Here is a 25,190-nt window from a genome sequence, read left to right on the forward strand (position 1 = left end):
GGCACGCCGCCGCCCCGCACCCATCGCCCTGCCCTGCCTCGACGTGCGGACCGGAAGTCGTCGGCTTGGCCAGGAGGCGGTGACAGAGTCGGGTGCGGGGCGGTGGCGGTGTGGCGGCCCGGGGGTCACTGGCGGCCGGTGGCGCGCTTCATTTGATCCGGTTCGCGAGCGTGGTGGCGTTGTGTACGAGGTATTCCAGGGGACCGCGTCGGAAGAGGCGGGTCCATACGACGGCCAGCAACATCGCCGCCACGGTGAACGCGGACAGTGCGAACAGACTGCTGGGCAGCTCCTCGTCCCACAGGGCCCAGATCCCCACGATGTGCAGGACATAGACGGTCAAGGACATCATGCCGATCGCGGTGACCGGTGTCGCCAGGCGCCGTACGCGCGGCAGACGGTCCACGGCGATGAGGCAGCCGGCCAGCACCGCGAGTGCGACGCCGGTGCTGCCCACGATGGAGAAAGTGGTCTGGCTGTGCGGCGCCGCCACCAGCAGCCATTCGCGAAACGCGCCGTCGGGTTCGCCGACAGTGTCCGACCACCAGGCCGAGCCGGCGGAGCCGCCGTCCGTGCGTGCGGCGATGGTGGCGTACGCGTTGGGGACCAGGTGCAGGGCGAGCCAGGATCCGCCGTAACCGAGCACGGCCAGGCCGACACCGGTAAGCGCCAGGCGGCCGCGCACGCGGGTGAGGTCGAGCCGCGCCACCGCCATGCCGGCGATGACGAACGGGATCCAGGTCAGGATCGGGTAGGCGCCGGTGAAGAGGATTTCGAGGAAGCCGTCCGAGTCGGTGATCTTGGCGAGTGGGTCGAGGGCGATGACGGCGTCGGCCCAGTTTCCTTCTTCGATGGAGACCTTGATCAGGTACAGGTCTTGAGGCAACACCAGTGCGCTGGCGGCGGCGATCACCGTGAGGGTGGCGGCGCGCAGCCGGTACAGGGGCAAGGCCAGGAGGAAGAGCAGTGCGTAGCAGGCGAGTATGACGTCGATCTGGGTGTTCAGTGCGACGAGTGCGAGTCCCATGGCGAACAGAACGGCGGCACGGATCACGACCCTGCCTACTGCCTGCCGGCCCGCGCGTCCGGTCCGGGGTTCCGGGCGGCCGGTGAGCAGGACCAGGGAGAAGCCGGCGAGGAGGGCGAAGAGGGCGGAAGCACGGCCGTATGCGGTTTCCACCAGGAAACCCGACGTACCGCCGTCCATCGGATCGGGGCCCAGGTGAGCGGCGTACATGCCCAGCACGGCCAGGCCGCGAGCGAGGTCGATGCCTATCAGCCTGTGGGTGGTCGGAGCGGTGGCGAGGTGAGCGGGTCGGGCCGGTTCGGTAAGAGTTCCACCGGCCCGGGACGAATTAGGTGCCATTGGCCCAACATGACTGGTGCATTTGAAAGGTGAAATGGTCGGGCGGTATTCGGCGACATGGTGCGCCTCTTCGCACGTGGTGCCGTTCTTGTCGGTGCGAGAGAGGTGTGGGTGACCTCGGGGCTCTCTTCCGCTGTCCCTACGCCCAACAGCAACGATCGCAATCGGCCAGCTTGGCGTGGTGCTCCCGATCTATCGTGGTGGGTGCAGGACCTCGACGACGCTGATCTGGGCTTGAGTCGGAGGCGGTGGGGAGGCGGTGGGGGGCGGATTGAGGTCGGCTTCGCACGTCGCGAAGCTGCAGCTCGCGGGTCTGGTGGACAAGCGACTCGCGGGGCGCGCGACCCGCTCAGAGCGGCCGGAAGATGCGTTCCCGGGAGTCGTAGGCGGACATCTCGCCTGAGGCGATGTCGTAGAACCAGCCGTGCAGCCGTAGGCGCCGCTGGCGCAGACGCAAGGCGACGCAGGGGTAGGAGCGTACGTGCTCGAGCTGCGTTTCCAAGTGACGTTGAGTGGCGACGCCCCTTCGCTGCTTTGAGGCGGGCCGGGACCTGAATTCGGCGCGCTGCAGCCAGCGGTTGAACAGTGCCATGCCCGGCAGTGACCTGCCCACCACCAAGTCCTGCACCGCGTCACAACAAGAGTGCCCGCACACCACGATGTCGGGTACCTGCAAGGCGATGACGGCGTATTCGAGGGTGGCTCCCACCCCGCAGTTGGCCTCGATCCTGTGCCGGGGAACGATGTTGCCGGCGGTGCGCAGTTCGAAGATCTCGCCCGGCCGGGCACCGGTGATCAGCGAAGGGACGATGCGCGCGTCCGAGCAGGAGATGAAGAGGGCTTGAGGACGTTGGCCGTCGGCGAGCGCGGCGAAGTCACCACGTTGCTCGGCGACGCTCGTCGAAAATGCGCGGGCGTGCTCGATGAGTGATTGCATGGTGGCTGCCCCGTGTGGTCGGTAAAGGGTGGCTCCAGTGGGAGAACCGTTGCTTGCGGAAGTGGCGGTGCGGTTTCACGACGCTGTTCCACGGTGTACGACGCGGTTCCACGACGTACGCCGCGTACGGCAGGCGCGTCCGCTGCCGCTCCTCAGCCGTGCTTACCTGCGAGGTGATCGCATTGTGCGGCCGGTGCGGTGGCCCCGACGATGAAGCCGGCAGAGGAATTGCCGAACCGAAGGGCGGGGCGCAATCGCAGGGGGATGCGGAGGGCAGTACGGTCCGGGCGGTGTGGCGAGACATGCGGGGGCGGCTACCGCGTACATGAGACGTGGCAGCCACGGGTGGTAGGCGGTGAAGTGCCGCCTCGTTGCATCGCTCGGCGTTCACACTTACCAAACTACTACGATGCGTAGAAGTTCGGTTTGCCTCGCTCGTGTCTCTACTGCGTCTCTACTGCCGTCACTTGGATCAGGCGGCCCGCAGAGCAGAAAGAAGGGCAGGTCGAAGGCGTTGAGACCATTCGGAGAACTGGAATCGGACATCATGCGTGTGGTGTGGGCGGCCGAGGGGCCACTCAGCATTCAGCGCATCACCGACGTCCTCAACGAGGCGCGCCCACGGGCGTATACGACGGTGATGACCGTCACCGAACGTCTGCGTACCAAAGGCTGGTTGGAGCGGACCAAACAGGGCCGCTCGTACCGCTACCGCGCGCTGCGCTCGGCGGACGACTATACGGCCGAACTCATGGAGCAGGCCCTGGAGTCCTCCACCGACCGCGCCAACGCTCTGCTTCATTTCGCCGGTCGCCTCGACGCGGCGGAGGCCGCTGCCCTGCGCCGGGCGCTGGACACCATGCCCGCCGTTTCCGACACCGACAGCTGAGGCCATCATCGTGATCGTCATCGCTGCCTTGTTCGTCTACGCCATCCTGCTCGGCGGGCCGGTCGCCCGCCTGCTGACCCGTGCCCGTTGGGTCGCCCACTTTCCCCAGGTCGCCCTGCGGAGCTGGCACGTCTGTGCGCTCAGCCTGCTCGGCTCGCTGGTGGCATTCCTGCTCCTGGTCGCCCACGACCTCTGGGAACACGGCATGGTGTGGCTCTTCGACGCCGACGAGCCACTGGTGCACGACGCGTACGGTGGCTCCTGGCTGGTGGCCGACATACCGAGTGCCGCACTGCTGATCCTGTACCTGGGGGCCGTAACGCTGGTCGGTCTCACCGTCCGGGGCCTCTGGAAACTCCACCGGGAACGTGACCGCCACCGGCTGACCGCCGACACCCTGGGGACGCACGACCGGATCCAGGACCTCGACGTACGCGTACTGACGCACCCGGCTCCAGCGGTCTTCTGCATCCCCGGAACACGCAGTGGCTCACGGATCGTTGTGACCAGCGCGGCCCTCGACATGTTGTCCGAGACCGAGCTCGCTGCTGCCCTCGAACACGAAAGGGCGCACCTGAAGTTCCGGCACCACCGGGCCTTCCTCGCCGCCGACGTCCTTACCGCGGCTCTCGGGTGGAGCGGCCTGTCACGCAGGTACGCGCAGCAGGTGCGGCGCCTGGCCGAGATGGCGGCGGATGATCAGGCGGCGCGAAAGCACGGGCGACGCTCCGTGGCCTCCGCGCTGCTGGAGATGTGCACCGCAGGCCCGGCAACCACCGTCTCCGGTCTGCCGGCGATGACCGGCACGGATCCGGCCGAGCGCATCCGCCGCCTGATCAAGGCCACACCACCACAGGCCAAGCCTCTGGTGCCTGTGGTGAACCTGATCGTGGCCGTTGTCGTCCTCGCGCTGCCCCCGGCACTCGCGCTGGCCCCCGCGGCCTTCCTCGCCGGCACTGCTCACTCCGGGGGCTGAGTCGTACCTTCAGCCCCTCCCACGCCTCCGCGACCTCGGCCAGCGGTCACCGAGTGCTGACACTGCCGGCCGGTCAGCTCTGCGTCGGCAAGGGGGATCGGTAGAGCCTCCCGGCCGGGCTTTTCTGCTTCGCCGTCGACGCCGGCCGCCCGGACTATCCCAGCTTCTTCACCGAGGTCAGCTACTACACGGACTGGGTCAACGATGTGGTCAAGGCCTGACACCGCCGCCTCGCGGGCGCCTCCTCGTATGCCGCGTAGGCCCCGGAACGGCCCGCCTGTCGTGCAGCCGCACAACAGGCGGATTGTCATCGCGCGATGTCCCGGCGCCGCTGAAGCACACTCCTGAGCGCCGCACCGCCCCGGCGACCGTTGGCGGCATTCAGCACAGCACTGCCATGCCCGGACTGGTAGGCCTGCCCAGCAGCCGCCCGGCGCCGCCCAGAACTCCGTGGAACTCCGCGCCTGAAGCTGAGCACGACGGGGCCACCGGCGTGCTCACCGGCCTGATCGGAGCTATCGCCGCAGTGGGCCTGGACGCCCACCTCGTCCGTCGGCTGCGCAGAGGTGCGTGCCGAGAAAACCAACGGCCCCTGACCCTGGCGCCTCCCGGAGTGGAGCTCTCCCGCTGCCTCGGCCGCACAGCTTTCGGCCCCTGATCGCTGACGACACGGCCGTCCTGAAAAGGAACCGAGTTTGGCTGGTCAGGCCCGGCGGACGGTAGACGGAAGGTTTTTCAGACGGTGTAGGCGGTCCAGCCGACGGTCTCCGGGCCGTGCACGCCATTGCCCGTGACACCCGCCCCGAAGAGTTCGTTCATGCGAATGAGGAAGCCGGTCTCGCTCATCTCGTGCAGCCGGATACCCGGGGTGTCGGATCCGTTGAAGGTCTGCACCGTGGTCTGGACGATGACTTCCGAGCCGGCCGGGAACGGGGTGGGGAAGTCGACCCGAGAAAAGGTGCTGGTGTCCCCGCCCTTCGTCGCGACAGGGCTCTGCGACGACAGTTCGACCTTGCCGGTCTGGATCATGCTCATGTGCAATCTCCTTCGCTGAGTAGCAACAGAGAAAATCAAGCGCCGGACATGACGTCACAGAAAGCGTCTTTCGCGATATTTCGCACGCGGCCTTAATGGCGAGCTCGGGCGTGAACCATCCCGCCCCCGCACGAAAGGAAGCACCAGCCCGAAGCATCGCTGAGTACCTCTGCCGCCCGCTACCGAACGTCACAGAGCAGCGGTTATGGCACAGCCACGGAGAACACAACGCCATCCATGCCTACCGGGCTCGTCGTGCCAAGACCAGGGCCGGGAGAGCAGCGTCGGCCGTCCATGAGGGCGCAATGGACGTGCCGCCCGAACACCTGCCGGTGCCGACTGAGCCTTCGGCCGCCCGGACACCCACCGGTCGGCCGACCCTGCGGTCCGCCGGCTCACGGTCCGGTCAGATTGCTCAGTGCGCGGTGAGCCCACCGTCGACCACAAGCTCCGAACCAGTGACGAACGAGGATTCGTCGCAGGCGAGGAAGAGGATTGCGGGGGCGATCTCGTCGGCGCGGCCGGCCCGGCGCATGGGGGTGCGTTGGATGTCCGGCTGCTGGTCGCCCTGGTCGTCCAAGAGTTCCTGAATCATCGGCGTGGCGATCACCCCGGGATGCACCGAGTTGATCCGTACTCCCTGCCGGGCGTACTCGACCGCGGCGGTCTTGCTCAACAGGCGCACCGCGCCCTTGGACGCTTGATACGCCGCGGCCGCGCCGCTTCCCACCAGGCCGAGCACCGACGACGTATTGATTACTGACGCGTTGCCGCCGGCCCGCAGGAGTGGCATCGCCGCCTTCATGCCGAGCCAAGTGCCCTTCTGGTTCACGTCGATGACGCGGTCCCAGGCCTGCTCCCGGGTGTCCTCGATGCCCGGCCAGTCCAGGATGCCGGCGAGGTTCACCAGCACGTCCAGCGTGCCGAATCGATCGCGTACGACGGTGATCGCCGCGTCCCACTCCCGCGCTGAGGAGACGTCAAGGCGAGCAGCTACCACCTCCACGCCGCGTGCTTCGAGCCGGTGGGCCAGGTCTCGCAGAGGGCCTTCCGCGATATCGGTGATCACCAGCTTGGCGCCTTCGCGCGCGAAGAGTTCGGCGGTCGCCGCGCCGAGGCCGCCGGTAGCGCCAGTGATCAGCGCGACCTTGCCGTCGAGTCGTTGTTCTGTCATGGAGATGAGTTGGTCCTTGAGTCTCGTTGAAATTGAAGTTGATGCTGAGTGGGGGCGTCTTCTCGTTTCGCAGGCCGCGTTCGCCCCGTGGTGAGGTCGCCTCGGTGTCGTGTAGATGCTCACGTGGCCTTCGGGCGCATTTCTTCTCGAAGCTGAAGCGTGGTCAGTGGGTCGTCACTGGGCAGTCCAGCCGCCGTCGACGGTCAGGAGCGCGCCAGTGATGAAGGAGGCCGCGTCGGAGGCGAGGAAGGCGACGGCTTCGGCGACCTCGTTGGGGTGTCCGATCCGTTCGATCGGGTGGGCGGGGCCGAAGGAGGCGAGCATTTCGCGGCCGTTGTCGACGACGCCTTCCATGATGTCGGTGTCGATGACTCCGGGGAGTACGGCGTTGGAGCGGATGCCCTTCGGACCGCCCTCGATGGCCAGCACCCGGGTGATTTGGGCCAGGGCGCCCTTCGACGCGGCGTAGGCGGTCTGCGTGGCGAAGGCGACGAGTGAGGAGACGGAGGCGATCGAGACGATCGCGCCGCCACCGCAGGTTTCCATGGCGCGGAACGCCTCCCGTGCCTGGACGAAGTTGCCACGGGCGTTGACCCGCAGGATGGCGTCGAAGTCCTCGGTGGTGGTCTCGGTGACCGGCTTGTTGAGGGTGCGGCCGGCGTTGTTGACCAGGATGTCGAGCGAGCCGAAGCGGCTGGTCGCGAGGGCCGCCGCGTCCCGGGCGAGTGTCTCGTCGGCGACGTCACCGACGAGTGCGGCGATGTTGTCGGGGTCTTTCGCGGCGAGCTCCTCGACGGCCTCGGATCGGTCGGTGACGACCAGGCGGGCGCCGCGGGCGTGCAGAAGCGTCGCGGTGGCGTGGCCGATGCCGCGGGCGGCTCCGGTCACGACGGCGACTCGTCCGGTGAGATCCCACGTGGCGGGGACGGTGGGGTGGGCAGGAGCGGCGGGCTGGTGCGGTGTTGTGGTCATGGATGCTCCGGTCGGCGTCGGTTTCAGGCGGATGTCAGATGGCAGATGTCAGCGCTGCTGGACAGGGCGTACGACGATCTCGTTGACGTCGATGTCGGGCGGCTGCGCGAGCGCGTACGAGACGGCGCCGGCGATTGCATCGGGCCCGATCGCATGGGCCCGGTAGGCGCGCATGGCCTCGGCGGCCCCGGGGTCGGTGATGGTGTCGGCGAGCTCGGAGGTGACGACGCCGGGCGAGACGGTCGTGACCCGAAGGAAGGGGGCGGACTCCTTGCGCAGGCCCTCGGTGATCGCCCTGGCCGCGTATTTGGTGCCGCAGTAGACGGCGGCGGTGGGCACGACCTCGTGGGCGCCGGTGCTCGCGATCGTGACGAAGTGCCCCGAGCCCTGTGCGGTGAACACGGGCAGCGCAGCGGCGATGCCGTGCAGCAGGCCACGTACGTTGACGTCGATCATCCGGTCCCACTCGTCGACGAGCAGGGAGTCCAAGCGAGACAGGGGCATGACACCAGCGTTGTTGACCAGGACGTCGACCCGGCCATGGCGGTCATGCGCGGCCTGAACAAAGCCGGCGACGTCCGCGCGGTTCGTCACGTCCAGCCGTACCGGAAGCAGGCTGCCGCCGGAGCGCTCGGCCGACTCGGCCGTGCTCCGCGCCAGCGCCTGCAGCCGGTTGGTGCGGCGGGCACCGGCCACCACCCGGTGCCCGTCGGCTACCAGCCGCCTGGCGAGGGCCGCGCCGATGCCACTGCTGGCGCCCGTGACGAGGACGACCTTGCCGCCGGCCACTTCGGTGCTTTCCGTTTGCTGTGTGGTCATGGCCTCAAACCTCGCCCGAACGGTGCACCCGCAGGAAGGGCGGCCTGTTCCTGGGTGCAGCGCACCCAGGAAGACGCGAGGGACCGCACCTACGATGGCGGCATGGCACGCTCAGAACTCGGCGCCTATCTCACCACCCGGCGCGCCCGCATCACTCCAGCCGAGGCGAACCTCCCCGTCACGGGGCACCGCAGGGTGCCGGGGCTGCGGCGCGAGGAGGTGGCGCTGCTCGCGGGGGTCAGCGCCGACTACTACATACGCCTGGAGCAGGGCCGGGAGCGTACGCCGTCCGCGCAGGTACTCGATGCCCTGGCGGCCGCCCTGCGGCTGGACGAGGACGGCCGCCTGCACCTCTTCCGGCTCGCCGGTCTCGGCCCGCAGCCCCGGACTGCCGCCATCGTGGAAAGGGTCGAGCCGAGTCTGCTCGCCTTGATGGACGCCTGGCCGCACAACCCGGCCATCGTCTACAACCACGCGTACGACGTCCTCGCAACGAACGCGATCGCCGACGCGCTCTTTCACGGCTGGGCACACTCCCGCAACCTCATGCAGATCGTGTTCACCGACCCGGCCGCCCGCACCTTCTACCGCGACTGGCACGAGGTCGCGCGCAACTCCGTTGCCGGTTTCCGGCTCCACCACGGAGCGGCGCCGGACCACCCACGCGTACGGCAGGTGCTCATCGAACTACTGCGCACCAGCACGGAGTTCGCCGACCTGTGGGCCCGCCACGATGCACGCGGCAAAACGCTGGAGAGCAAACGCTTCGTACACCGCGACGTCGGACCACTGACACTGACCATGCAAACCTTCGCCGTCCGCGCCGCACCAGGCCAGGAACTCGTCGTTTACCACGCCGAACCCGCCTCGCCCAGCAGCGAGGCCCTCACGCTCCTCGGCTCGCTGGCCGCGACCTCGCGCCAGAATTCCTGAGCCGTAAAGCACGACGTGGCCACGGCTGGAGTGCGGTGCGTGCAGGCCGACCCCGTGGGCCAGCCTGCACGCAGGCGTCCGGTAGCTGCTGCCTAACCACCGGTCTCCCGTAGATTATTCTATGGAAGCCTTGAGCTGGGAGGGCCCTGAGCGCCCCTGAGCATCACATGAGACTTCACGACCGTATGCCACGGTGGATGGACGGATGGCTTGGCCGGACGGCTGGACGTGGCAGCTCACGCAGCCTTGCTCTCACAAGCGGGCGAGCCGTCTCCCGGAAGAAATCAATGGTCTCTCAGAGGCTTTGACGGTCTCTCGGGGGCTATGGGGCCGGATGTGCCGGATGTCCACCGACCGAACCGGATGCCCGGCGGACCACGGAGGCGGCGATGTGGCGCAGCTTGACGTTGGTCTGCTGCGACATGGTGATCAGTATCTGGAAGGCTTCGTCGGGTGCGATGCGCCGCTCGGCGATGAGGATGCCGATGGCCTGGTCGATCGTGGCCCGCGAGGTCAGTGCGGACTTCAGCTGCGTGTTCTCCCGCTCCAACTGCTTCATCCGCTCCAGACGCCGGAGGGCGTGCGCGAGAATCGCCTCTTCCGGCGACGATGCACCCGGCGATGTACCCGCCGGTGCATCGGAGGTGGCGCCCTCGATGTGGTCACGATGGAGTGGTGTGATGTCCTCCACTTGGTGGAGCAGGGCCGCCACAGAACCGTCGTGGTTACGCAGCGGGGTGGTGAAGGCGCTCCAGTGCCGCTCGGCAAGGTCGCCGTCACGGTCGGGTGAGGCGATGTCGTACCGCAAGAAGGGCACCGCATCCGGCTCTGCCCGCCGCAGCACGCGACGTAGCGACGCGGTGAGCCTCGCCGCACCGTCGCCCCTGGCAGCGTCAGGGTGATGTGGGAAGGCTTCGAAGATTCGCCGGCCGAGCAGGTCGGTGTGGCAGCGGGCCGTCACCTTCAGATAGGCGGGGTTCGCGTCGACGATCAGTAGCTCGGTGTCGAGAATCAGTAAAGCGGAGCGCGACGCACGGAAGACCGCTTCGAAGTCGGTTGTGCGGCTCTGCGCCTGGTCATCGGCAGGGTTGTGCATGCCCGTCTTCCTTGCTCTTCCGATGTGTCCCCGGTGGAGCCCGGTAGCACCGACTGATCGTTGTCGTCCGACAAACGTTAGTCAACACGGTACCCATCCGCGTCATGCCCTCAGTCCCGGGGGGCGGGGTGGACGTCCGCAGAGACCGCTGACGAGGCAGCTGGAAAGGTGCCGGATCGGGAGAAGGGGGGCGTCACTGAAAGTGGCAAAATGTAACTGAACGAAGCTCATTCAACGCTTTCCGTGGAATGAACAGAAATGAGGCAGAGCGACGCAGAGAGGCGCTCGGAGACGCAGGACGAGCGTCTCAAGCGGACCGCGAGTCGCGGTCGCGGCGCGCGGGCCGCTGCGTGGCCGGTCCGGCGGCACCCGCGGCCGCCTGGAAGGCAGCCAGCCCTTGCGTGAGAGCGGTACGGGCGGAGGGCGTCATGTTCCCGATGGTGCTGGACAGAGCCGCTTCGCGCCGGCTGCGCAGGTCCTCAAGGTACCTCCGGCCGGTGGCGGTCAGCCACAGCTGAAGTTCCCGCCGGCTCGACGGGCTGGTCTCCCGTTCGATGAATCCCAGGGCCTGCAGCCGATCGCAGAGCCGGCTGACCGAGGGCGGCGTGGCTCCTACGACCTCGCCGAGGATCCGCAGACTGATCCCCTCCGCGCGCTCCAGTGCGTACAGCACGCGGAGCTGCGAGACGGACACCGGAGCGGTGGAGACATCACCGCGGACCTGCTCCCACAGCGACTCCAGCAGCTCGACCACCTCGCATGCCGCGCGGGCGGCCTCGTGAGATTCTTCCTCCGAGGCGGCGATATCGCGTCCCATAAGCGCCCCTCCATCATCGTCAGACGCTCGCGTCCGGTGGGGCTGTACAGGGGGGCGGTGATGGACTGAGGGAGCGGTCGAGCATGAGGCACAGTGTCGCAGAGGTGGAACGCGCGCTGCGAGGCGCGGTGCCGGACCGGCTTGTCGGCCAGGTTCGGTCGGCTTTGCGGCAGCAGTTCGCGGCGATCGAGGCCGAGCTGTTCCTGGCCGACTACGCGATGACCGTACTGCTGCCGGTGGACGCCGCGAGCGCGGTCGCGGCGCAGTCGGTGAACAACAGTCCTCCGGGGCGCGCCTTCGGCGCGCAGGCTCCACATGTTCGAAGCGGCGGCCCCGCCGGCACCCACGAGGTGCACGTGCCCGTGTCCGTCCGCGGCGATCGGCTGGGAGTGCTCTCCGTCACTCTGCCGGGCGACACGCAGCCGCAGGAGGTGGTGGCGGCGCTGGAGGATGTCGCGGCGATCCTCGGGCGCGAGCTCGTCGTCGCCGAACGCCACACCGACCGGTATGCGACGGCGCGACGGGCCGCCCGCCTCACCCTGGCCTCCGAAATGCAGTGGCAGCTGCTCCCGGGCAGCTCGCTGTCCCGGCCCGAGTGCACAGTGGGCGGGCAGCTGGAGCCCGCCTACGCCCTTCGCGGCGACAACTTCGACTGGTCCGTGTCCTCGGAACACCTCACTCTGTCGCTCACCAACGGTATGGGAGAGGGCATCGAGGCGGCTCTGCTCACCAGCCTCGCCGTCAACGCCCTGCGCAACGGCCGCCGGGCCGGCGTATCCCTGGCGGACCAGGCCTACCTCGCCGACCAGGCGCTGTACGGCCAGTACGGCGGCGCGGCACACGTGTCCACCCTGCTGCTGCGCTTCTCTCTCACCGACGGCTCGGTGGAGGTCATCGATGCCGGATCGCCGAAGGCATGGCGGATGCGTGACGGACGCGTGGAACCTCTCCCGTTCGATGCGCAGCTGCCACTGGGAATGTTCGAGGACACCCACTACCAGACGCAGACGTTCCAAGTGCTTCCCGGGGATCGGCTGCTGCTGGCCAGCGACGGCGTGTACGACGTCCTCTCGGCTGCGGGTGAGCGCTACCAGGAGAGGGCCCTGGCCAACGCGCTACGCAGCACCCAGCTGCTGCCGCCCACCCAGGTACCCCAGGCGATCCTCCGCGAGCTGGAAGGCTACCGGCAGACCACCGAACCCGACGACGACGCCATGCTCGTCTGCCTCGACTGGCACGCGCGCACGTGACCCCCTGAGCACATAGGCGCGGGGGAGACCTCACGGCGGAGAGAACTGGTACCGCAACGGTCATCCACGACCGCAGTCCGGCGGTCCTACGTCCGCGACCGCAGTCCCGCGGTCCGATGACCCCGGCGCGGTGCGGGTGATCGCCCCGGGAGTGCGGCCTGCCGCCCGTCGTGGGCGTGGAGCAGGGCACCGGTCGGATCCGGGACGGGCACCCTGGCACTGCCGCTGATGGGCAATCTGCGCTGCCTCCACAAAGTCGCTACTCATCGCGTCCGGGCCGAGGATTCTCATAACTCACAACAAGGATGTGACACGGCTTCCGAGCTTGAGAACTAGCGTCGCGAGGATAGATGTGGTGCAGGTGGAGCGCTGCTATGCATTCCGTGACGAAGCCCGGGGCGCGTCGTAGGACCGTCGGTCCGATCTTCGAGGTGCGCCTGTGAGCGTGAGTTGCCGGGCGAATGTGCCGCCGCCCGAGTGGGCAGGTACATCTGGCGGTTCGGCTGATGTCAGCAATACGTGGGGGCAGGCCGTCCGGTCAGGGCGACAGGGCCAGAAACTTCTCTCGTAGGGAGATGCCATGGCAAGGTGCACCGCCGAATACGCGCAGCGGCCCGAGACCGTGCTTGTGCACGATCCGGTGCCCTTCGGTGCGCTGGGCGTCCTGGAGGAGGTTCCTGCGGGCGAGTTGGAGGAGCACCTCCTCTTCCGGGAGCAGCCGGATACACAGCGGTTCGTGCTGCAGCACCGTGCGTTCACGAAGGCGATCGCCGATGCGGGCGTGGACTGTCGGTACCTGATGGAACTGGCGGAGGAATCGGTCGACGTCCGCGCAGCGCAGTATGACCCGAATCTGATGTTCGCCCGGGATGCTGCGATCACCCTTCCGTGGGCGCCCGAGGTGTATCTCCCGGCACGCATGGCCAAGCCGTTGCGGCGCACGGAGGTCCCGATTCTCTCGGCAGCCTTGGAGGCGCTGGGACTCAACCGGCTGGAGTGGGGTGGAGCCGAGGACGCATACCTGGAGGGCGGGGATGTTGTCCCCTTCTCCCGGGGCGGGAACCGCTGCCTGCTCATCGGCTATGCGCGGCGCACCACCCTGGCAGCCGTGCGGCGATTGCGTGAGGTCCTGATCCCGGACCTGGCGGACGAGATCTTCGCCATCGAACTGGCTCCCTGGCGCATGAACTTGGACGGCGGACTGTTGCCGGTGGCCGAGGACGTCGTGGTCGCGCATGCCCCCAGCGTCCTGTCCACCCTCCACCTCGACGCCCACGGGCAACGCCACGTCGACCTCTTCGCGGTACTGCGTGAGCTGCAGGTCACGATCGTGGAGACCGGCCGGGACGCCTCTTGGCTCCAGCAGGCGTGCAACTACCTGTGCCTGGGAGACCGGACCGTCATCGGCTACGACATGGCCACCTCGGTTCTGCGCGACCTCCGCCATGCCGACATCAACGTCATCGAGATCGCCGGCGACGAACTGGTCAAGGGACGCGGAGGCCCCCGCTGCATGTCCCGCCCCGTCTACCGGCCGCTCGCCACAGCCCAGCAGGCCCGGCTTTGACTGCTGCTCGCATCCCGTTCAACCGGCGACGCCAAATCGCAAGCTGAGCGACGCGATGCGCTGGTCGACGGCGCGTGTGACACGCGTGGGCGTCCTTAGCACCGAGCCGCGGGCGGATACGACGCCAGGCCAGGGAGGCAGCCGCGCGGTGCTGGTAGTACGGCTCGGCGTGGTCGGTGCCCAGCCGCCTCAGAGCCGTGTCCAGGCGGGCACGGCTCTGACGGTCGAGTTCGGCGCGGGTGGGGCTGCTGGCGGTGGAGAACTTGGTGGCAAGGGCGCGGATGATATCGCCCCCGGCGCACATCTCGGGTCCTTATGTGCCAGGGCGGGGGTGCGTGCGTGTGATCACCGGTGGCTGGTGTCGAACCTGTCGTCGATGTCTGGGATCCAGAAGCAGATCTCCAACGTCTTCAGGCGGTCCCAGTGCCGCACACGGCGCCCGTGTCTGATCGCGGCAGTCAGGCTTACGAAGAGCAGTGCGGCACAGCCTCCTGCCAGCACACGATGGGGACCCGCGACAAGTTCGATCACCGCGACGACGAACGCGAACACCAGGGCGAGGGCAGAGTTCCGCAGCATCAAGGCGACGCCTTGCAGCCGGGTGATTTCGCCCGCTGTCTCCTTGTCATGGAGTTCCACCGCAGCCAACAGAAGAGAGGTGTCCATGCGTACGAAGGCTCGGTCCCGGGATTCGGGCACTCTGGCCACAAAATCGAGACGAGCGTGATCGGCGTTCCAGTTCCAGCGTGGTGCCACCTTGTCCAAGAGTGCGCTCAGAGGATATGCAAGCTGCCCCAGCAGGTAGCTGGCGGCAGCGGCTCCGATCACCTGCAGCACTGACGGTGCCGAGGCCAGGCTTGCGAGGTCGATGATGGTCAACCGTGCGAGCACATAAACGATCAAGGAAAGATGAAGCGCTCCGGGTATCCCGTAGGTGAACAGATCGAAGATGCCCACAGCTAAGGTCACGTTGCTCCCCCTGACTCGCCAAGACCCCTGACTCTAGTGAGCTGCGAACGATCAGACGGCCCCCGCCCCCCCCATCACGTCTCAGGAGCGTCCCTGTGGGCCGCCAGATAGTGATCATGGTGGGGTGGTACGCCGACACGACCTCACCGACCAGGAGTGGCAGGCACTCACTCCGCTGATACCGCTGGCCGCCTCAGGCCGGCCGCGGGTGGAAGGCCGCGACACTCACCGCTCACCGTCCTGACAATCGCGAGGCGGTCTCCGCAGGGTGACAACAACTCAGCGTCCGGACCCGCATTGGCCGAAGCGCTCACGAGTACAACCGTGATCAGCGCACGGAGTACCGCGACGGTGTTGGGTAACACCGAGCGGTGTATTGACGCCGTGTCAGGCGCTGTGTCAGAAGCATCAGAGTGTCAGGGGCGTCAGAGTGTCAGGAAAGGGCGTGGCGCGGACGGCAGACCGTGTCTCGTCCCGACCGCCGGTTGTTCTGATGGCGGTTCGCCGCCTTCACAGGTGGCGAGCCAGGTGGCGAGTCGTCGAGGAACAGGCCCGCAGATGTGGCAGCCGGCCCTGAGGAGCGGAGGGAGGTTACTCAGGGGAATGCCGGGGCCGGGTCCGCCCGGCGACGGATGTCCGGGGCGCCGACCTGGGCGGAGATTGGTCGGCATGCGAATACACCCGGTCGTGAAGATAGCCGTGCCGTTTGCCCTCTGCCTGGTCATCGGCGCAGGCACTGTCGCCGCTGCCGCCCCCTCCGCCCCGCTGCCGCCCCGTGCTCACGCGGGTGTGCGGTTCGAGTTGCCGGAGTCGACGGGGAGACATCCGGTCGGAAGCACCGAACTCCATCTCGTCGACGACGATCGGCGCGATCCCTGGGCCACCGACAGGAACCGGGAGCTGATGGTCAGCATCTGGTATCCGGCCCGCCAGGCGAACGGGCGTCCGCGTCAGCCGTACATGCCGCCCGGCGTCGCGCGTTCCGTGGACGAGTCAGGCTCCTTCGGCCTTGCCGGGCCCGGCGAAGTGGACTGGGCCGGCATCCGGACGGAGGCGGCCGCGACCGCCCCGGTCGACGCCCGCGAACGCCTGCCTGTCGTGCTGTACTCGCCGGGCCTGCAGGTATCCCGGACGCTTGGGACGTCGACAGCGGCGGAGCTGGCGAGCCGCGGCTACGTCGTCGTCACCGTGGACCACACCTATGAGGCCCCTGCGGTGGAATTTCCCGGGGGCCGGGTCGAGCTGCAGAAGCCGATGTCCGGAATCGAAGGACTGAAGAAGGCCGTGGACACCCGGGTGCGCGACGTACGCTTCGTCCTCGACCAGCTCGCTGTGCTGCATCGCGGCCGGAACCCGGACGCGGAGGGGCGCCGACTGCCCAAAGGACTGGGCAAGGCGCTGAACCTGGAGCGGATCGGGATGTACGGGCACTCGGGCGGAGGCGCCACCGCGGCCGAGACCATGCGCGTGGACCGTCGTATCGACGCGGGCATCAACATGGACGGCACACTCCAGTACAACGACACCGAATTCCTCCCCGTGGCCCGGAGCGGACTGGACCGTCCGTTCATGCTCATGGGCAAGGCCAACCAGACGCACCTCAACAAGCCGTCCTGGCAATCCCTGTGGAACCGCTCGACGGGCTGGAAGCGCGATCTGCGTCTGGAACGAGGCAGTCACTTCAGTTACACGGATGCGCAGTCGTTCGTGCCGGCCATCGACGAAAGCCTCGACGTCCCGGCCCAGGTCCGCGAGCAGTACATCGGCACGGTGGACCCCGAGCGCAGCACCGTTGCCCAGCGCGCCTACATCACCGCGTTCTTCGACCAGCACCTGCGTGGCCGGACCCAGGATCTGTTGAACGGCCCTTCTCCCGCCCACCCGGAGGTGCGCTTCATCGAGTGAGTACGCGGGCGATGCCGCACGGCGCCGGTCGCTGGCGGCACCACTGCCGGTTGCTCCGCCCCGGCAGTGGTGCCGCCCCGGTGGCTGTGGGCCTGCGTATCAGAACGTCCACCGTGTATGCGTGTAGACCCCGTCGTTGCGACCGAAGCCGTACGCCGTGGTCGGGGCCACCGCGAACACCGTGTCGTCGCCCTTGCGCATCGCTTCCGCCATCCCGTGGAAGGTGCCCTCGGGGGAGGTGATGTGCGGCCCGTACTTCGTCTCGAACGCCGCGATCGCCTGCTCCAGTGCAGCCGCTTCGGTGACCTGCTCGGCCGTGCCCTCGACCACGAGGTCGAGTCCTTCGGTGAGCGAGTTCGCCCCCGTGGTCAGCGCGCAGTGCGCGTCATGAGCGAGGTTCCGCGCCTTCTGCTCCCCGGGGCCGGTGGAGAAGTAGAGCACCCCGTCGTGCCAGGCGGCGATCACGGGAGTGACGTGCAGCCGGCCGTCGGGCCGTACCGTGGAGACCCAGAAGATCTCGGCGGCCTCCAGCTGCCGCTGGGCCTCGGCCCACTCGGTGGCGGTGACGTCCGCGGCACCCGGGCGGGGATTGAGCGCGGAGCTGTAGCGGGCGTCGAGTTCGGTCGTGGGCTGCTTTTCGGATCCCTGCGTGGGCATGATGGATCTCCTTCCTCTACCTCACCACAACGACCTACGGGCCGTACCGAAACCATCGTTCGCGGCCACTTGCCCTACATTCTGCAGCGGGCGCGGGCCTGTGGCCGGGGTACGTCGCGAATGTATGGAGGCCGTGCCTCGGGCGCGTCGGTTTCCGCGCTCAGTGCTCAGTGCTCAGTGCTCAGTGCAAGCGTGGGCGCACGGTCAGGACCCGTGCCGGTACGGTTGCGCGTCCTGCGATCACGTCGTCGAGCCCCCGCCGGATCCGGCCGCGGGTCGCGATCAGCTCGAACAGGCTCGCCCCCGTCACGAGCACACCGACCGTACCGACCACGAGGCCCAGTGCCTCACGGTCGTCGGAGAGGCGGGCGTAGGCGACGTTGGAGGCGGCCCGGCTGACGTTGATGCGGACCGTACTGCCGGGCTCGGCGTTGACCGGCATCCTACGACCGACCTCGTGGATGCCGTCGACGGTCCAGTTGCCGAAGCAGTGGACACCTTCGCCACTGGCATCAGGTCGGCACCTGGTGACCTCGGCGTTCACCGGGACCGTCGGAACCAGCGCCGGAGCGAGGACGTTCGCGGCCCCTGAGAGGGCCAAGACCCCGAAGAAGAAACCGAACCCGACGAGGCAGCCGGGCCTGCGACTGTAGCGGCGGCTGCGGTAATGGGAGAGACCGACGACGCGCATGGTAGGTATCGCGCGTATCAGGGTGATCGGGATCAGCAGTACCGGCGCCAGGAACCGGGCCACGTTCCACGCTGTAGCCGGATACACCTCCCCGACCGGCCAGGAGACGATGCAGAGCCCCAGCAGCGCCCAGAACGGCACGGCGAAGATGCGCCGCAGCATACGGGCAATGCGCGCCTTGCGCGCAGCCTCCTTGGTCGGCAGCGCCTGGCCGCCCTGTTCATACATGGACATGGACACTCCTGGGCGCACCGGCAAGCGGGTAATGCTGCCGATGAACAACCCCTTGTTGTTTGTATTGCTGTGAGCTGATGACGCGACAGGGCCCCTTGCCGTTGGCGTGGTGACAGTGACACCACTACTCAACACGCCGGTGACCAGGAGGGCCCTGTTGGCTCCGTATCCTGTCACGCGTGCTCATGGCCCGGCGCGAATGTCGCCGGGCTGCAAGAGGCTCCGTCCTGGTCTCTTGGGGCCGGTCTCGTGGGGTCGGTCTCCCGAGACCGCTATCCGCGCAAGGGGCGGTGAACGCGTGCCGCGGTGAGCGATGTGTCAAGTCTCAAGCCTCGCGTTGCGGGAGGCATCGGGTGATCCGCCATCTTGTTCTGCTTACGGGGCGTTCTGCTTTTCGCCGCTTCACTCTCCGGGGCCGGTGTGCTGGTCGTTGGAGCGTTCGAGCCGGTGGAGGAGCTGGGTGCGGACTCGGCGGCCGAGGGCGGTTGCGGCCGCGGTGAGCACGATGAAGCCGTACACGATCTGGATGAGGGCGACGGCCCGTGCCGTCTGTCCTGTCGGAGCGATGTCTCCGTAGCCGACCGTGGCCAGCGTGACGATGGTGAAGTACAGGGCGTCCAGGCGAGTTGCGATTCCGTGGAATTCGCTCGGCTGTTGGGCCAACGTGTAGTAGGCGGCGGCGAAGACGAGGATGGACAGAGACGACAGCAACACGATGACGAGGCCGGGCCGGGTGCGGGGTCGGTCGGTCAGGATGTTGAGGATCTGACGCAGCAGCAGCGCGGCGACGAGGGCCAGTGCCGCCGTGAACACGGACCAGCACAGCACGGGACGGCGCGGGTCGAAACCGTCGAGCGGTGCAAGGAAATAGGCCGCCACCATGGCCGCGGTGAAGACGGCCGCACCGGACCAGTGCCTGGCCCCGTACCTGCCGACAGGCGCGCGTCGCGGTGGGCCGGCCCGTTTGCTTCTTCCCATGACGACTCCCTTGACGACTCCCTCAGGGCGCTTCCGTACCGCCGGCCGTCCGCCTCCCTGCGCGGCGCTCTGCGGTACTACCGTCCCGGACCCGTCTCTGCCATGCCTGTGCGACGACGGCGGCGACGACCGCTGCGATCACGACGAGGGGTGTCTGAGCGCCGGCGTCCTCGCCGAGCAGGAGCACGGCGAGCACGGCCGCGCTGAGCGGCAGCCCGGTGACCGCCGCGGCGGCGGCCGCGACGCCCAGCGCGAGGGCGGGGGCCGTGCCGAGGCCCGGCAGCCCGGCGCAGGCCGTCGCCGCCACCGCGCCCAGCAGGACGGCCGGGAAAATGGGGCCGCCCCGGCAGCTGCCGAGGCAGATGGCCCAGGCCAGGGCCTTGCACAGCAGCAGGGCGAGCAGAGCCGTAACGGACCAGGCGTGCGGATCAGCGCCCAGCTCGGCGAGCATGGACTGGCCGGAGAGGGCTGCCTCCTCGGGGCTCCGGCCGGTCAGCAGCGCGTACGCCGAGAGGCAGGCGCCGGCCGCGACGGTGCACAGGACGGTGCGGGACGCGGTGTGGTGGCGCGCCGTCCAGTCCGCGGTCCGTTGCCCGAACCGCTTGCCGAGGATGACCAGGACCGCGATGAGTGCCGCGATCGGGATGCCCCACAGGAAGTCGCCCGGGTCCGGTCGCGCGCCCGGCGGCAGGTCGGGCAGGGTGAGCCCGCCCGTCTCCAGCCCCGTCCACCGCCCGAAGCCGGTGAAAACCAGCGCTCCCGTCGCACTGGCGAGGAGGCAGGGCAGAAGCAGGATGACGAGGTGCGGTCCGGCGAGGCCCGCCGACTCGACGACCAGCACGGCCGCGGTGAGGGGGCCACCCAGGATGGTCGAGATGGCGGCGGTGGATCCGGCAGTGGCCAGTACGGCCGTGTTGCGTGGTCCCGCGCCGTCCGGCCGGGCGCGCGCCGCGAGGAGTGCAAGTCCGCTGCCCACCGCCATCAGGGGAGCTTCCGGTCCGAGGACCACACCGAGAGGCAGCGTGGCCAGCGCGGCCAGGGCGACACCGGGCAGTTCCTTCGGGCCGATGGGGGAGCCGCCCAGTCCCTGGACGGGCAGGTGCCCACCGCGGCCCGGGAACCGGGTGACGATCGGTGCGAGGAGCAGCCCGGCCAGCAGCAGCGCGGGCAGCGGCCACCACCAGGGTGCGTCGTCGTGACCGAGCCGCCGCGGCAGGGTCTCCCACACGGCGTGCTGCAGGGTGTGCTGGAGTCCCACGAAGAAGAAGCTGGCAAGGGCGACGGGCACGCCCAGCAGCACGCAGAGGAGGAGCAGGCCGAGGTACTTCCGGCTGACGAGGACTTCGTGGAGTGCGGGCTCCGGAACGCCGGACGGCGGCGCTGCGCCGGTGTGCGCGGTCACCGGGCCTCCTCCTGAAACACAGTCGGAAGCCGAGCCGCGGGTACGGCCGGGCGCCGCGCGGCGGGTGCTCGTGGGTTCGTGCGGATGCTCGCTCCTGGGTATGTGCGTACGGGCTGTACGGGTGCTCATCAGGACTCCGTGGCCTCGTCGGCCGCAGTCGGCCGGGCGGCCGGGCGGCCGGTGCGCCTCGGTCGGCGCCGGAGCGGAGCCTGAGGGCGAGGCGGGGGAAGATGAGCACGAACAGCACGGTGATGCGTCGAAGGCCGACTCAGGCCAGTACCTTCGCCTTCGCCTTCTCGAACTCCTCGTCGTTGATGACGCCCCTCTCCTTGAGGTCGGCCAGCCTCGTCAGCTCGTCAACGCCGCTGCTCCGCCCGTCGCCGGTACCCGTGCCAGCCGTCTCGCGGATGTACGTGCGGAACGCGGCTTCGGCCTCGTGCGCGCGCCTTGCGTCCCGTCGCCCCATGCCACGGCCTCGGGCGATCACGTAGACCAGCACACCGAGATAGGGGAGCAGGATGCAGAAGATCAGCCAGCCCGCCTTGCCCCAGCCGCTCAGCTCGTCGTCCCGGAAGATGTCGGTGACGACCCGGAACAGCAGGAACAGCCACATGAGCCAGAGAAAGAACCAGAGCATGGTCCAGAAGAGGTTGAGGAGAGGGTAGTCGTCCATCTGAGCCTCCGTTCCACGTTTCGCGGGGCGGCGAACCGGAGACCCGCTATGGGGAGTATCGCGGGCATAATTACCTTTTGCACCTCACTTACAGGCCAGGCCTGCGTCAGGCTGCTCGACCGGATCCGCCACCATCCCCGCCGATCCGGTTCTGAGGCATGCCACCGCAACGGTGGGTCCGGCGGAGCGGTGTCCGCCAGACGGGTGAGTGCCGCACGGCAGGGGGAGACGGAGTGGTAGTGCAGCACGACGGGGGAGACCAGCCTCCTCGGTACGGGCCACGGCCGACATATGGCCGAGCGGCACGTCATTCGGGCGCGGCACCGATGTGGTCAGTGGTTGCCGGCCTCGGCAGGGGGCGATGAACACGTCGTGTCGTGGTCGGGGAGTGCGGCCTGAACGGTTCGAGGCGTCGGGCGCATGGTCAGGATCAATACGGTGAGCCCGGCGAAGATGATCGTGGCGATGGCGCCGATGACGTGCAGGCCGGTGGTGAACGCCTCCCGCGCTGTGTGCAGGAGTGCCGCGCCCTGGTCGGCGGGAAGGCGGCGGCCGGCGGTGACCGCGGCGGTCAGTGAGTCGGACCTGCCGTCCATCCGGCTGCGGTAGACCACCGTGGCCAGCGTACCGAGCAGCGCGAAGCCGAGCGCGCCGCCGACGTAGTTGCCGGTCTCCGACATCGATGCCGCCGAGCCGGCCCGCTCCGGCGGCACCGACCCGATGACCAGCCCGGTGCCCAGCGCGAACAGCGGGCCGGTGCCCATGGCCAGTACGGTGATGCCCGTCATCACCAGCGGCAGGGCGCGTCCCCCGCCGACGCCGACCAGTAGCAGGCTGCCCAGCGCCGACACTGTCAGGCCGCCGGCGATCGCGGTCCGCTGTTCCATCCGTCCGGTCAGCGACGGCGCGCCCAGGGTGCCGACCGCCACGCCCAGGCCCATCGGTGCGAACAGCATCGCCGACGTGGCCGGCGAGTAGCCCAGCACGTTCTGCAGGTACTGGGTCACCAGCAGGCCCGTCCCCGCCATCGCGACACCGGCGAAGACCAGCGCGACGAGCACGGCCGTGAACGGGTGACTGCGCAGCAGCCGCAGGTCCAGCAGTGGCGTAGGAAGCCGCAGTTGCCGGCGCACGAATGCCACGCCGAGCGCTGCGCCGACGGTGAGGGCGGCGGCCGGTACGAGCGGCGCGCTCTCGACGGCCAGTTGCTTGATGCCGTAGATCATCAGCAGCAGCGCTGCGAGTGACATGACGACGCCGGCCGGCTCCAGCCGCCCGGCACGGTCACTGCGGAACTCCGGCAGCAGAGCCGGCCCGGCGATCAGCAGCAACACCATCGCCGGCACCGACACCAGGAACACCGCCCCCCACCAGAAGTGCTGGAGCAGGAACCCGGCGAAAACGGGCCCGATCGCGCCGCCGGCGAACTGGCAGGTCGCCCAGACCGCGATCGCCTTTCCGCGCCGGTGTTCGTCGCGGAACATGTTGGTGATCAATGCCAGGGTCGATGGTGCCAGCGTTGCCCCGGCGACGCCCAGCAGCGCACGCGCGACGATCAGCATCAGCGGGTCAACCGCGTATGCGCTCACGACCGACAGCACCGCGAACGCCGCTGCGCCGATCATCAGCAGCCGGCGGCGGCCGATACGGTCGCCGAGTGTCCCCATGGTGATGACCAGGCCGGCCACCATGAATCCGTAGGCGTCACTGATCCACAGCTGCTCGACGTCGTCCGCTCCCAGACCGGCGCTCAGCTGTGGGAGCGCCAGGAGCAACGCCGTCGTGTCCAGCGCGACGAGGAAGGTCGGCAGCATGAGGAGGATCAGCCCCAGCCACGCCCGGTTGTCTCGCATATCGCACACTCTCTGTTCTCTCGACGTCTTGCCCGGTGGTCGGAGCGGCGGAGAGATTTTTGACATCGCACCTCGTGGCACCTCGTGCGAGATTTTCCGGCGGACGATGTCAAGACGGCAGCGGTGGCTCCGACCACCGGGTGAGAGGCCCTGCCAGGGCTCGCGAATCACGAGGAGTACGACATGCAGTTCCTGATCAGCCTGCACATCAATCCGGCCGTCCTGGACGCGCTGACCGACGAGGAGAAGGCGGCGATCGGCGAAGGCCATGGAAGGTTCATCGACGGGTTGAAGCAGTCCGGCGAGCTGATCACCACGCAGGCCCTCGTCGACCCGTCCCAGGCCGCCGTGGTGACGGTGCGAGGCGGCCAGCCGGTGGTCACCGACGGCCCCTTCCTGGAGGCCAAGGAGTACCTGGGCGGCTTCTACTTGGTCGACTGCGAGGGCAAGGAGCGGGCGATCGAGCTGGCAGCGCAGATCCCGGACGCAGCGATCCAGGGACTGGGGGTCGAGGTGCGGCAGGTGATGTTCGCCGACGGACAATTGGAGGCATGACAGCACCGGACTTCGAGGACCTGCTGCGTGAGCTCGCGCCGCAGGTCCTCGGCACGCTAGTACGCCGGCATGGTCAGTTCGAGGATTGTGAGGACGTCGTACAGGAGGCGGTCCTCGCCGCCACGGTGCAGTGGTCGGCCGAGGGGTTGCCGGACAACCCGCGTGGCTGGCTGGTGACGGTCGCCTCCCGGCGGCTCATCGACCAGATACGCAGCGACCGCGCGCGCCGCGAGCGGGAGTCGGCGACGGCCACCGCCGAGATGGCGCCCGCGGAAGCACCGGACACCGACGACTCGCTCGTCCTGCTGTTCCTGTGCTGCCACCCGACGCTGACCGCGGCCTCCCAGACCGCCCTGACGCTGCGGGCGGTCGGCGGCCTGACCACGGCCGAGATCGCCCGCGCGTTCCTGGTGCCGGAGGCCACGATGGCGGCCAGGATCAGCCGTGCCAAGCAGCGCATCAAGGCCGCCGGCAGTTCGTTCCGCCTGCCGGCCGGCGCGGAACGCGAGGAGCGGTTGCGGGTCGTCCTGCACGTGCTGTACCTGATCTTCAACGAGGGCTACACCGCTTCCTCGGGCAGCGCGCTGCACCGTGCCGACCTCGCACGCGAGGCGATCCGGCTGACCAGGATGGTGCACGCGCAACTGCCCGAGGACGGCGAGGTGACCGGGCTCCTCGCGTTGATGCTGCTGACCCACGCCCGCCGGGAGGCCCGTACGACGGCGGCCGGGGATTTGGTGCCGCTGGAGGAGCAGGACCGTACGACCTGGGACCGCGCGCTGATCGAGGAAGGGATGGAGTTGGTCAAGACGGCGCTGGCCGGCCCGGTGCTGGGGCCGTACCAACTGCAGGCCGCCATCGCCGCGACACATGCGAATGCGGCCAAGGCCGAGGAGACCAACTGGCCGCAGGTGCACGGCCTGTACCTGATCCTGGAACGGATCGCGCCCAATCCGATGGTCACCCTCAACCGCGCGATCGCACTCGCCGAGTCCGAGGGCCCGCAGGCCGGGCTGGCGCTGCTGGCCGGGCTGGACAGCGACGACCGGATGGCCGGGCACCACCGCCTGCTGTCCGTGCGGGCGCACCTGCTGGAGAAGGCCGGCGACACGGCAGCGGCGTACGACCACTACCGCCGCGCCGCGAAGGCCACCGCCAGCATCGCTGAACAACGCTACCTGGAGCTCCGGGCCGGCCGGGTCGGACCGTAGATCCTGGTGCTGACACTGTGGGACCTCTGCGTGAGTGACCTAAGGTAACGCCTGACCCGATGGCGTTGGCGACAGCGCGCAGAGGCCGCCCGCAGGGCGGCACCTGCGGGCAGCTGCTCGACTTCACCCCCCACTTGTCCAGGAGGTCCCTTGTCCCGCCGTTGGATGTATCTCGTCCCGATATCCGCCGCCGCAGTGCTGGCGGTTGCCTGTGGTGCCCCGTCCTCCCAG

Annotated in this window: 23 protein-coding genes; 8 read left to right on the top strand and 15 right to left on the bottom strand. The window is 68.6% G+C overall.

Going from position 1 to position 25,190, the window contains the following annotated elements:
• Positions 1-148 precede the first annotated feature (148 nt).
• Both ACZ6WH_RS04620 and ACZ6WH_RS04625 read right to left on the bottom strand, forming a co-directional pair.
• Positions 149-1,366 (bottom strand): DUF418 domain-containing protein, encoded by a 1,218-nt coding sequence (locus ACZ6WH_RS04620; protein WP_469725948.1) that lies wholly within the window; start codon positions 1,364-1,366, stop codon positions 149-151.
• A gap of 349 nt (positions 1,367-1,715) precedes the next feature.
• Positions 1,716-2,303 (bottom strand): carbonic anhydrase, encoded by a 588-nt coding sequence (locus tag ACZ6WH_RS04625; protein WP_469725950.1) that lies wholly within the window; start codon positions 2,301-2,303, stop codon positions 1,716-1,718.
• Between the two features lie 514 nt (positions 2,304-2,817).
• On the opposite strand from ACZ6WH_RS04625, the gene ACZ6WH_RS04630 reads away from it, so the two are divergent.
• Together ACZ6WH_RS04630 and ACZ6WH_RS04635 are read left to right on the top strand one after the other, a co-directional pair.
• On the top strand, positions 2,818-3,192 hold the full coding sequence (locus tag ACZ6WH_RS04630; protein WP_469725951.1) for a BlaI/MecI/CopY family transcriptional regulator: 375 nt from the start codon (positions 2,818-2,820) through the stop codon (positions 3,190-3,192).
• Between the two features lie 10 nt (positions 3,193-3,202).
• Entirely contained in the window at positions 3,203-4,168 is a 966-nt protein-coding gene (locus ACZ6WH_RS04635; protein ID WP_469725952.1) for a M56 family metallopeptidase, read from the top strand.
• A 735-nt stretch (positions 4,169-4,903) separates the two neighbouring features.
• On the opposite strand, the gene ACZ6WH_RS04640 is transcribed toward ACZ6WH_RS04635, so the two are convergent.
• From ACZ6WH_RS04640 to ACZ6WH_RS04655, 4 genes are all read right to left on the bottom strand, one after another.
• Positions 4,904-5,203, bottom strand: coding sequence for a hypothetical protein (locus ACZ6WH_RS04640; RefSeq protein WP_469725954.1), 300 nt, complete (start codon positions 5,201-5,203; stop codon positions 4,904-4,906).
• Between the two features lie 415 nt (positions 5,204-5,618).
• On the bottom strand, positions 5,619-6,377 hold the full coding sequence (locus ACZ6WH_RS04645) for an SDR family NAD(P)-dependent oxidoreductase (RefSeq protein WP_469725955.1): 759 nt from the start codon (positions 6,375-6,377) through the stop codon (positions 5,619-5,621).
• Positions 6,378-6,551: 174 nt separating this feature from the next.
• Complete coding sequence (locus ACZ6WH_RS04650) at positions 6,552-7,349, bottom strand: SDR family NAD(P)-dependent oxidoreductase (RefSeq protein WP_469725956.1); 798 nt, start codon at positions 7,347-7,349, stop codon at positions 6,552-6,554.
• 48 nt (positions 7,350-7,397) lie between these two features.
• A complete protein-coding gene (locus ACZ6WH_RS04655; protein ID WP_469725957.1) occupies positions 7,398-8,168 on the bottom strand; it encodes an SDR family oxidoreductase in 771 nt (256 codons plus the stop codon).
• A gap of 102 nt (positions 8,169-8,270) precedes the next feature.
• On the opposite strand from ACZ6WH_RS04655, the gene ACZ6WH_RS04660 reads away from it, so the two are divergent.
• The gene (locus ACZ6WH_RS04660; protein WP_469725959.1) at positions 8,271-9,101 is read left to right on the top strand and encodes a helix-turn-helix domain-containing protein; all 831 of its coding nucleotides are present in this window, start codon (positions 8,271-8,273) and stop codon (positions 9,099-9,101) included.
• A 322-nt stretch (positions 9,102-9,423) separates the two neighbouring features.
• On the opposite strand, the gene ACZ6WH_RS04665 is transcribed toward ACZ6WH_RS04660, so the two are convergent.
• Positions 9,424-10,197, bottom strand: coding sequence for an ANTAR domain-containing protein (locus ACZ6WH_RS04665; protein WP_469725961.1), 774 nt, complete (start codon positions 10,195-10,197; stop codon positions 9,424-9,426).
• 307 nt (positions 10,198-10,504) lie between these two features.
• Positions 10,505-11,014, bottom strand: coding sequence for a MarR family winged helix-turn-helix transcriptional regulator (locus tag ACZ6WH_RS04670; protein ID WP_469725963.1), 510 nt, complete (start codon positions 11,012-11,014; stop codon positions 10,505-10,507).
• Positions 11,015-11,097: 83 nt separating this feature from the next.
• Between ACZ6WH_RS04670 and ACZ6WH_RS04675 the strand changes: the two genes are divergently transcribed.
• Positions 11,098-12,264: a PP2C family protein-serine/threonine phosphatase gene (locus ACZ6WH_RS04675; RefSeq protein WP_469725964.1), complete on the top strand. Its 1,167-nt coding sequence runs from the start codon at positions 11,098-11,100 to the stop codon at positions 12,262-12,264.
• A 580-nt stretch (positions 12,265-12,844) separates the two neighbouring features.
• Positions 12,845-13,831 carry a dimethylarginine dimethylaminohydrolase family protein gene (locus tag ACZ6WH_RS04680; protein ID WP_469725965.1) on the top strand — a complete coding sequence of 329 codons (987 nt, stop codon included), beginning with the start codon at positions 12,845-12,847 and terminating at the stop codon, positions 13,829-13,831.
• 345 nt (positions 13,832-14,176) lie between these two features.
• Here ACZ6WH_RS04680 and ACZ6WH_RS04685 read toward each other — a convergent pair whose 3' ends face one another.
• The gene (locus tag ACZ6WH_RS04685; protein ID WP_469725966.1) at positions 14,177-14,800 is read right to left on the bottom strand and encodes a hypothetical protein; all 624 of its coding nucleotides are present in this window, start codon (positions 14,798-14,800) and stop codon (positions 14,177-14,179) included.
• A 687-nt stretch (positions 14,801-15,487) separates the two neighbouring features.
• Between ACZ6WH_RS04685 and ACZ6WH_RS04690 the strand changes: the two genes are divergently transcribed.
• Positions 15,488-16,705 (top strand): alpha/beta hydrolase family protein, encoded by a 1,218-nt coding sequence (locus tag ACZ6WH_RS04690; protein WP_469725968.1) that lies wholly within the window; start codon positions 15,488-15,490, stop codon positions 16,703-16,705.
• Positions 16,706-16,804: 99 nt separating this feature from the next.
• On the opposite strand, the gene ACZ6WH_RS04695 is transcribed toward ACZ6WH_RS04690, so the two are convergent.
• From ACZ6WH_RS04695 to ACZ6WH_RS04720, 6 genes are all read right to left on the bottom strand, one after another.
• Complete coding sequence (locus ACZ6WH_RS04695; protein ID WP_469725969.1) at positions 16,805-17,362, bottom strand: pyridoxamine 5'-phosphate oxidase family protein; 558 nt, start codon at positions 17,360-17,362, stop codon at positions 16,805-16,807.
• A 181-nt stretch (positions 17,363-17,543) separates the two neighbouring features.
• A complete protein-coding gene (locus ACZ6WH_RS04700; RefSeq protein ID WP_469725971.1) occupies positions 17,544-18,281 on the bottom strand; it encodes a hypothetical protein in 738 nt (245 codons plus the stop codon).
• Positions 18,282-18,689: 408 nt separating this feature from the next.
• Positions 18,690-19,265, bottom strand: a complete 576-nt coding sequence (locus ACZ6WH_RS04705; protein ID WP_469725973.1) for a potassium channel family protein — start codon at positions 19,263-19,265, stop codon at positions 18,690-18,692.
• A 22-nt stretch (positions 19,266-19,287) separates the two neighbouring features.
• Positions 19,288-20,667 carry a chloride channel protein gene (locus ACZ6WH_RS04710; protein ID WP_469725975.1) on the bottom strand — a complete coding sequence of 460 codons (1,380 nt, stop codon included), beginning with the start codon at positions 20,665-20,667 and terminating at the stop codon, positions 19,288-19,290.
• 268 nt (positions 20,668-20,935) lie between these two features.
• Complete coding sequence (locus ACZ6WH_RS04715) at positions 20,936-21,340, bottom strand: SHOCT domain-containing protein (RefSeq protein ID WP_469725976.1); 405 nt, start codon at positions 21,338-21,340, stop codon at positions 20,936-20,938.
• Positions 21,341-21,672: 332 nt separating this feature from the next.
• Positions 21,673-23,193 carry an MFS transporter gene (locus ACZ6WH_RS04720; RefSeq protein ID WP_469725978.1) on the bottom strand — a complete coding sequence of 507 codons (1,521 nt, stop codon included), beginning with the start codon at positions 23,191-23,193 and terminating at the stop codon, positions 21,673-21,675.
• 183 nt (positions 23,194-23,376) lie between these two features.
• On the opposite strand from ACZ6WH_RS04720, the gene ACZ6WH_RS04725 reads away from it, so the two are divergent.
• Together ACZ6WH_RS04725 and ACZ6WH_RS04730 are read left to right on the top strand one after the other, a co-directional pair.
• Positions 23,377-23,748: a YciI family protein gene (locus tag ACZ6WH_RS04725; protein ID WP_469725979.1), complete on the top strand. Its 372-nt coding sequence runs from the start codon at positions 23,377-23,379 to the stop codon at positions 23,746-23,748.
• Positions 23,745-24,959: an RNA polymerase sigma factor gene (locus tag ACZ6WH_RS04730; protein WP_469725981.1), complete on the top strand. Its 1,215-nt coding sequence runs from the start codon at positions 23,745-23,747 to the stop codon at positions 24,957-24,959. The genes ACZ6WH_RS04725 and ACZ6WH_RS04730 overlap by 4 nt, the downstream gene beginning before the upstream one ends.
• Positions 24,960-25,190: the final 231 nt, after the last annotated feature.

It is taken from the genome of Streptomyces sp. NPDC050806, from assembly GCF_055586425.1.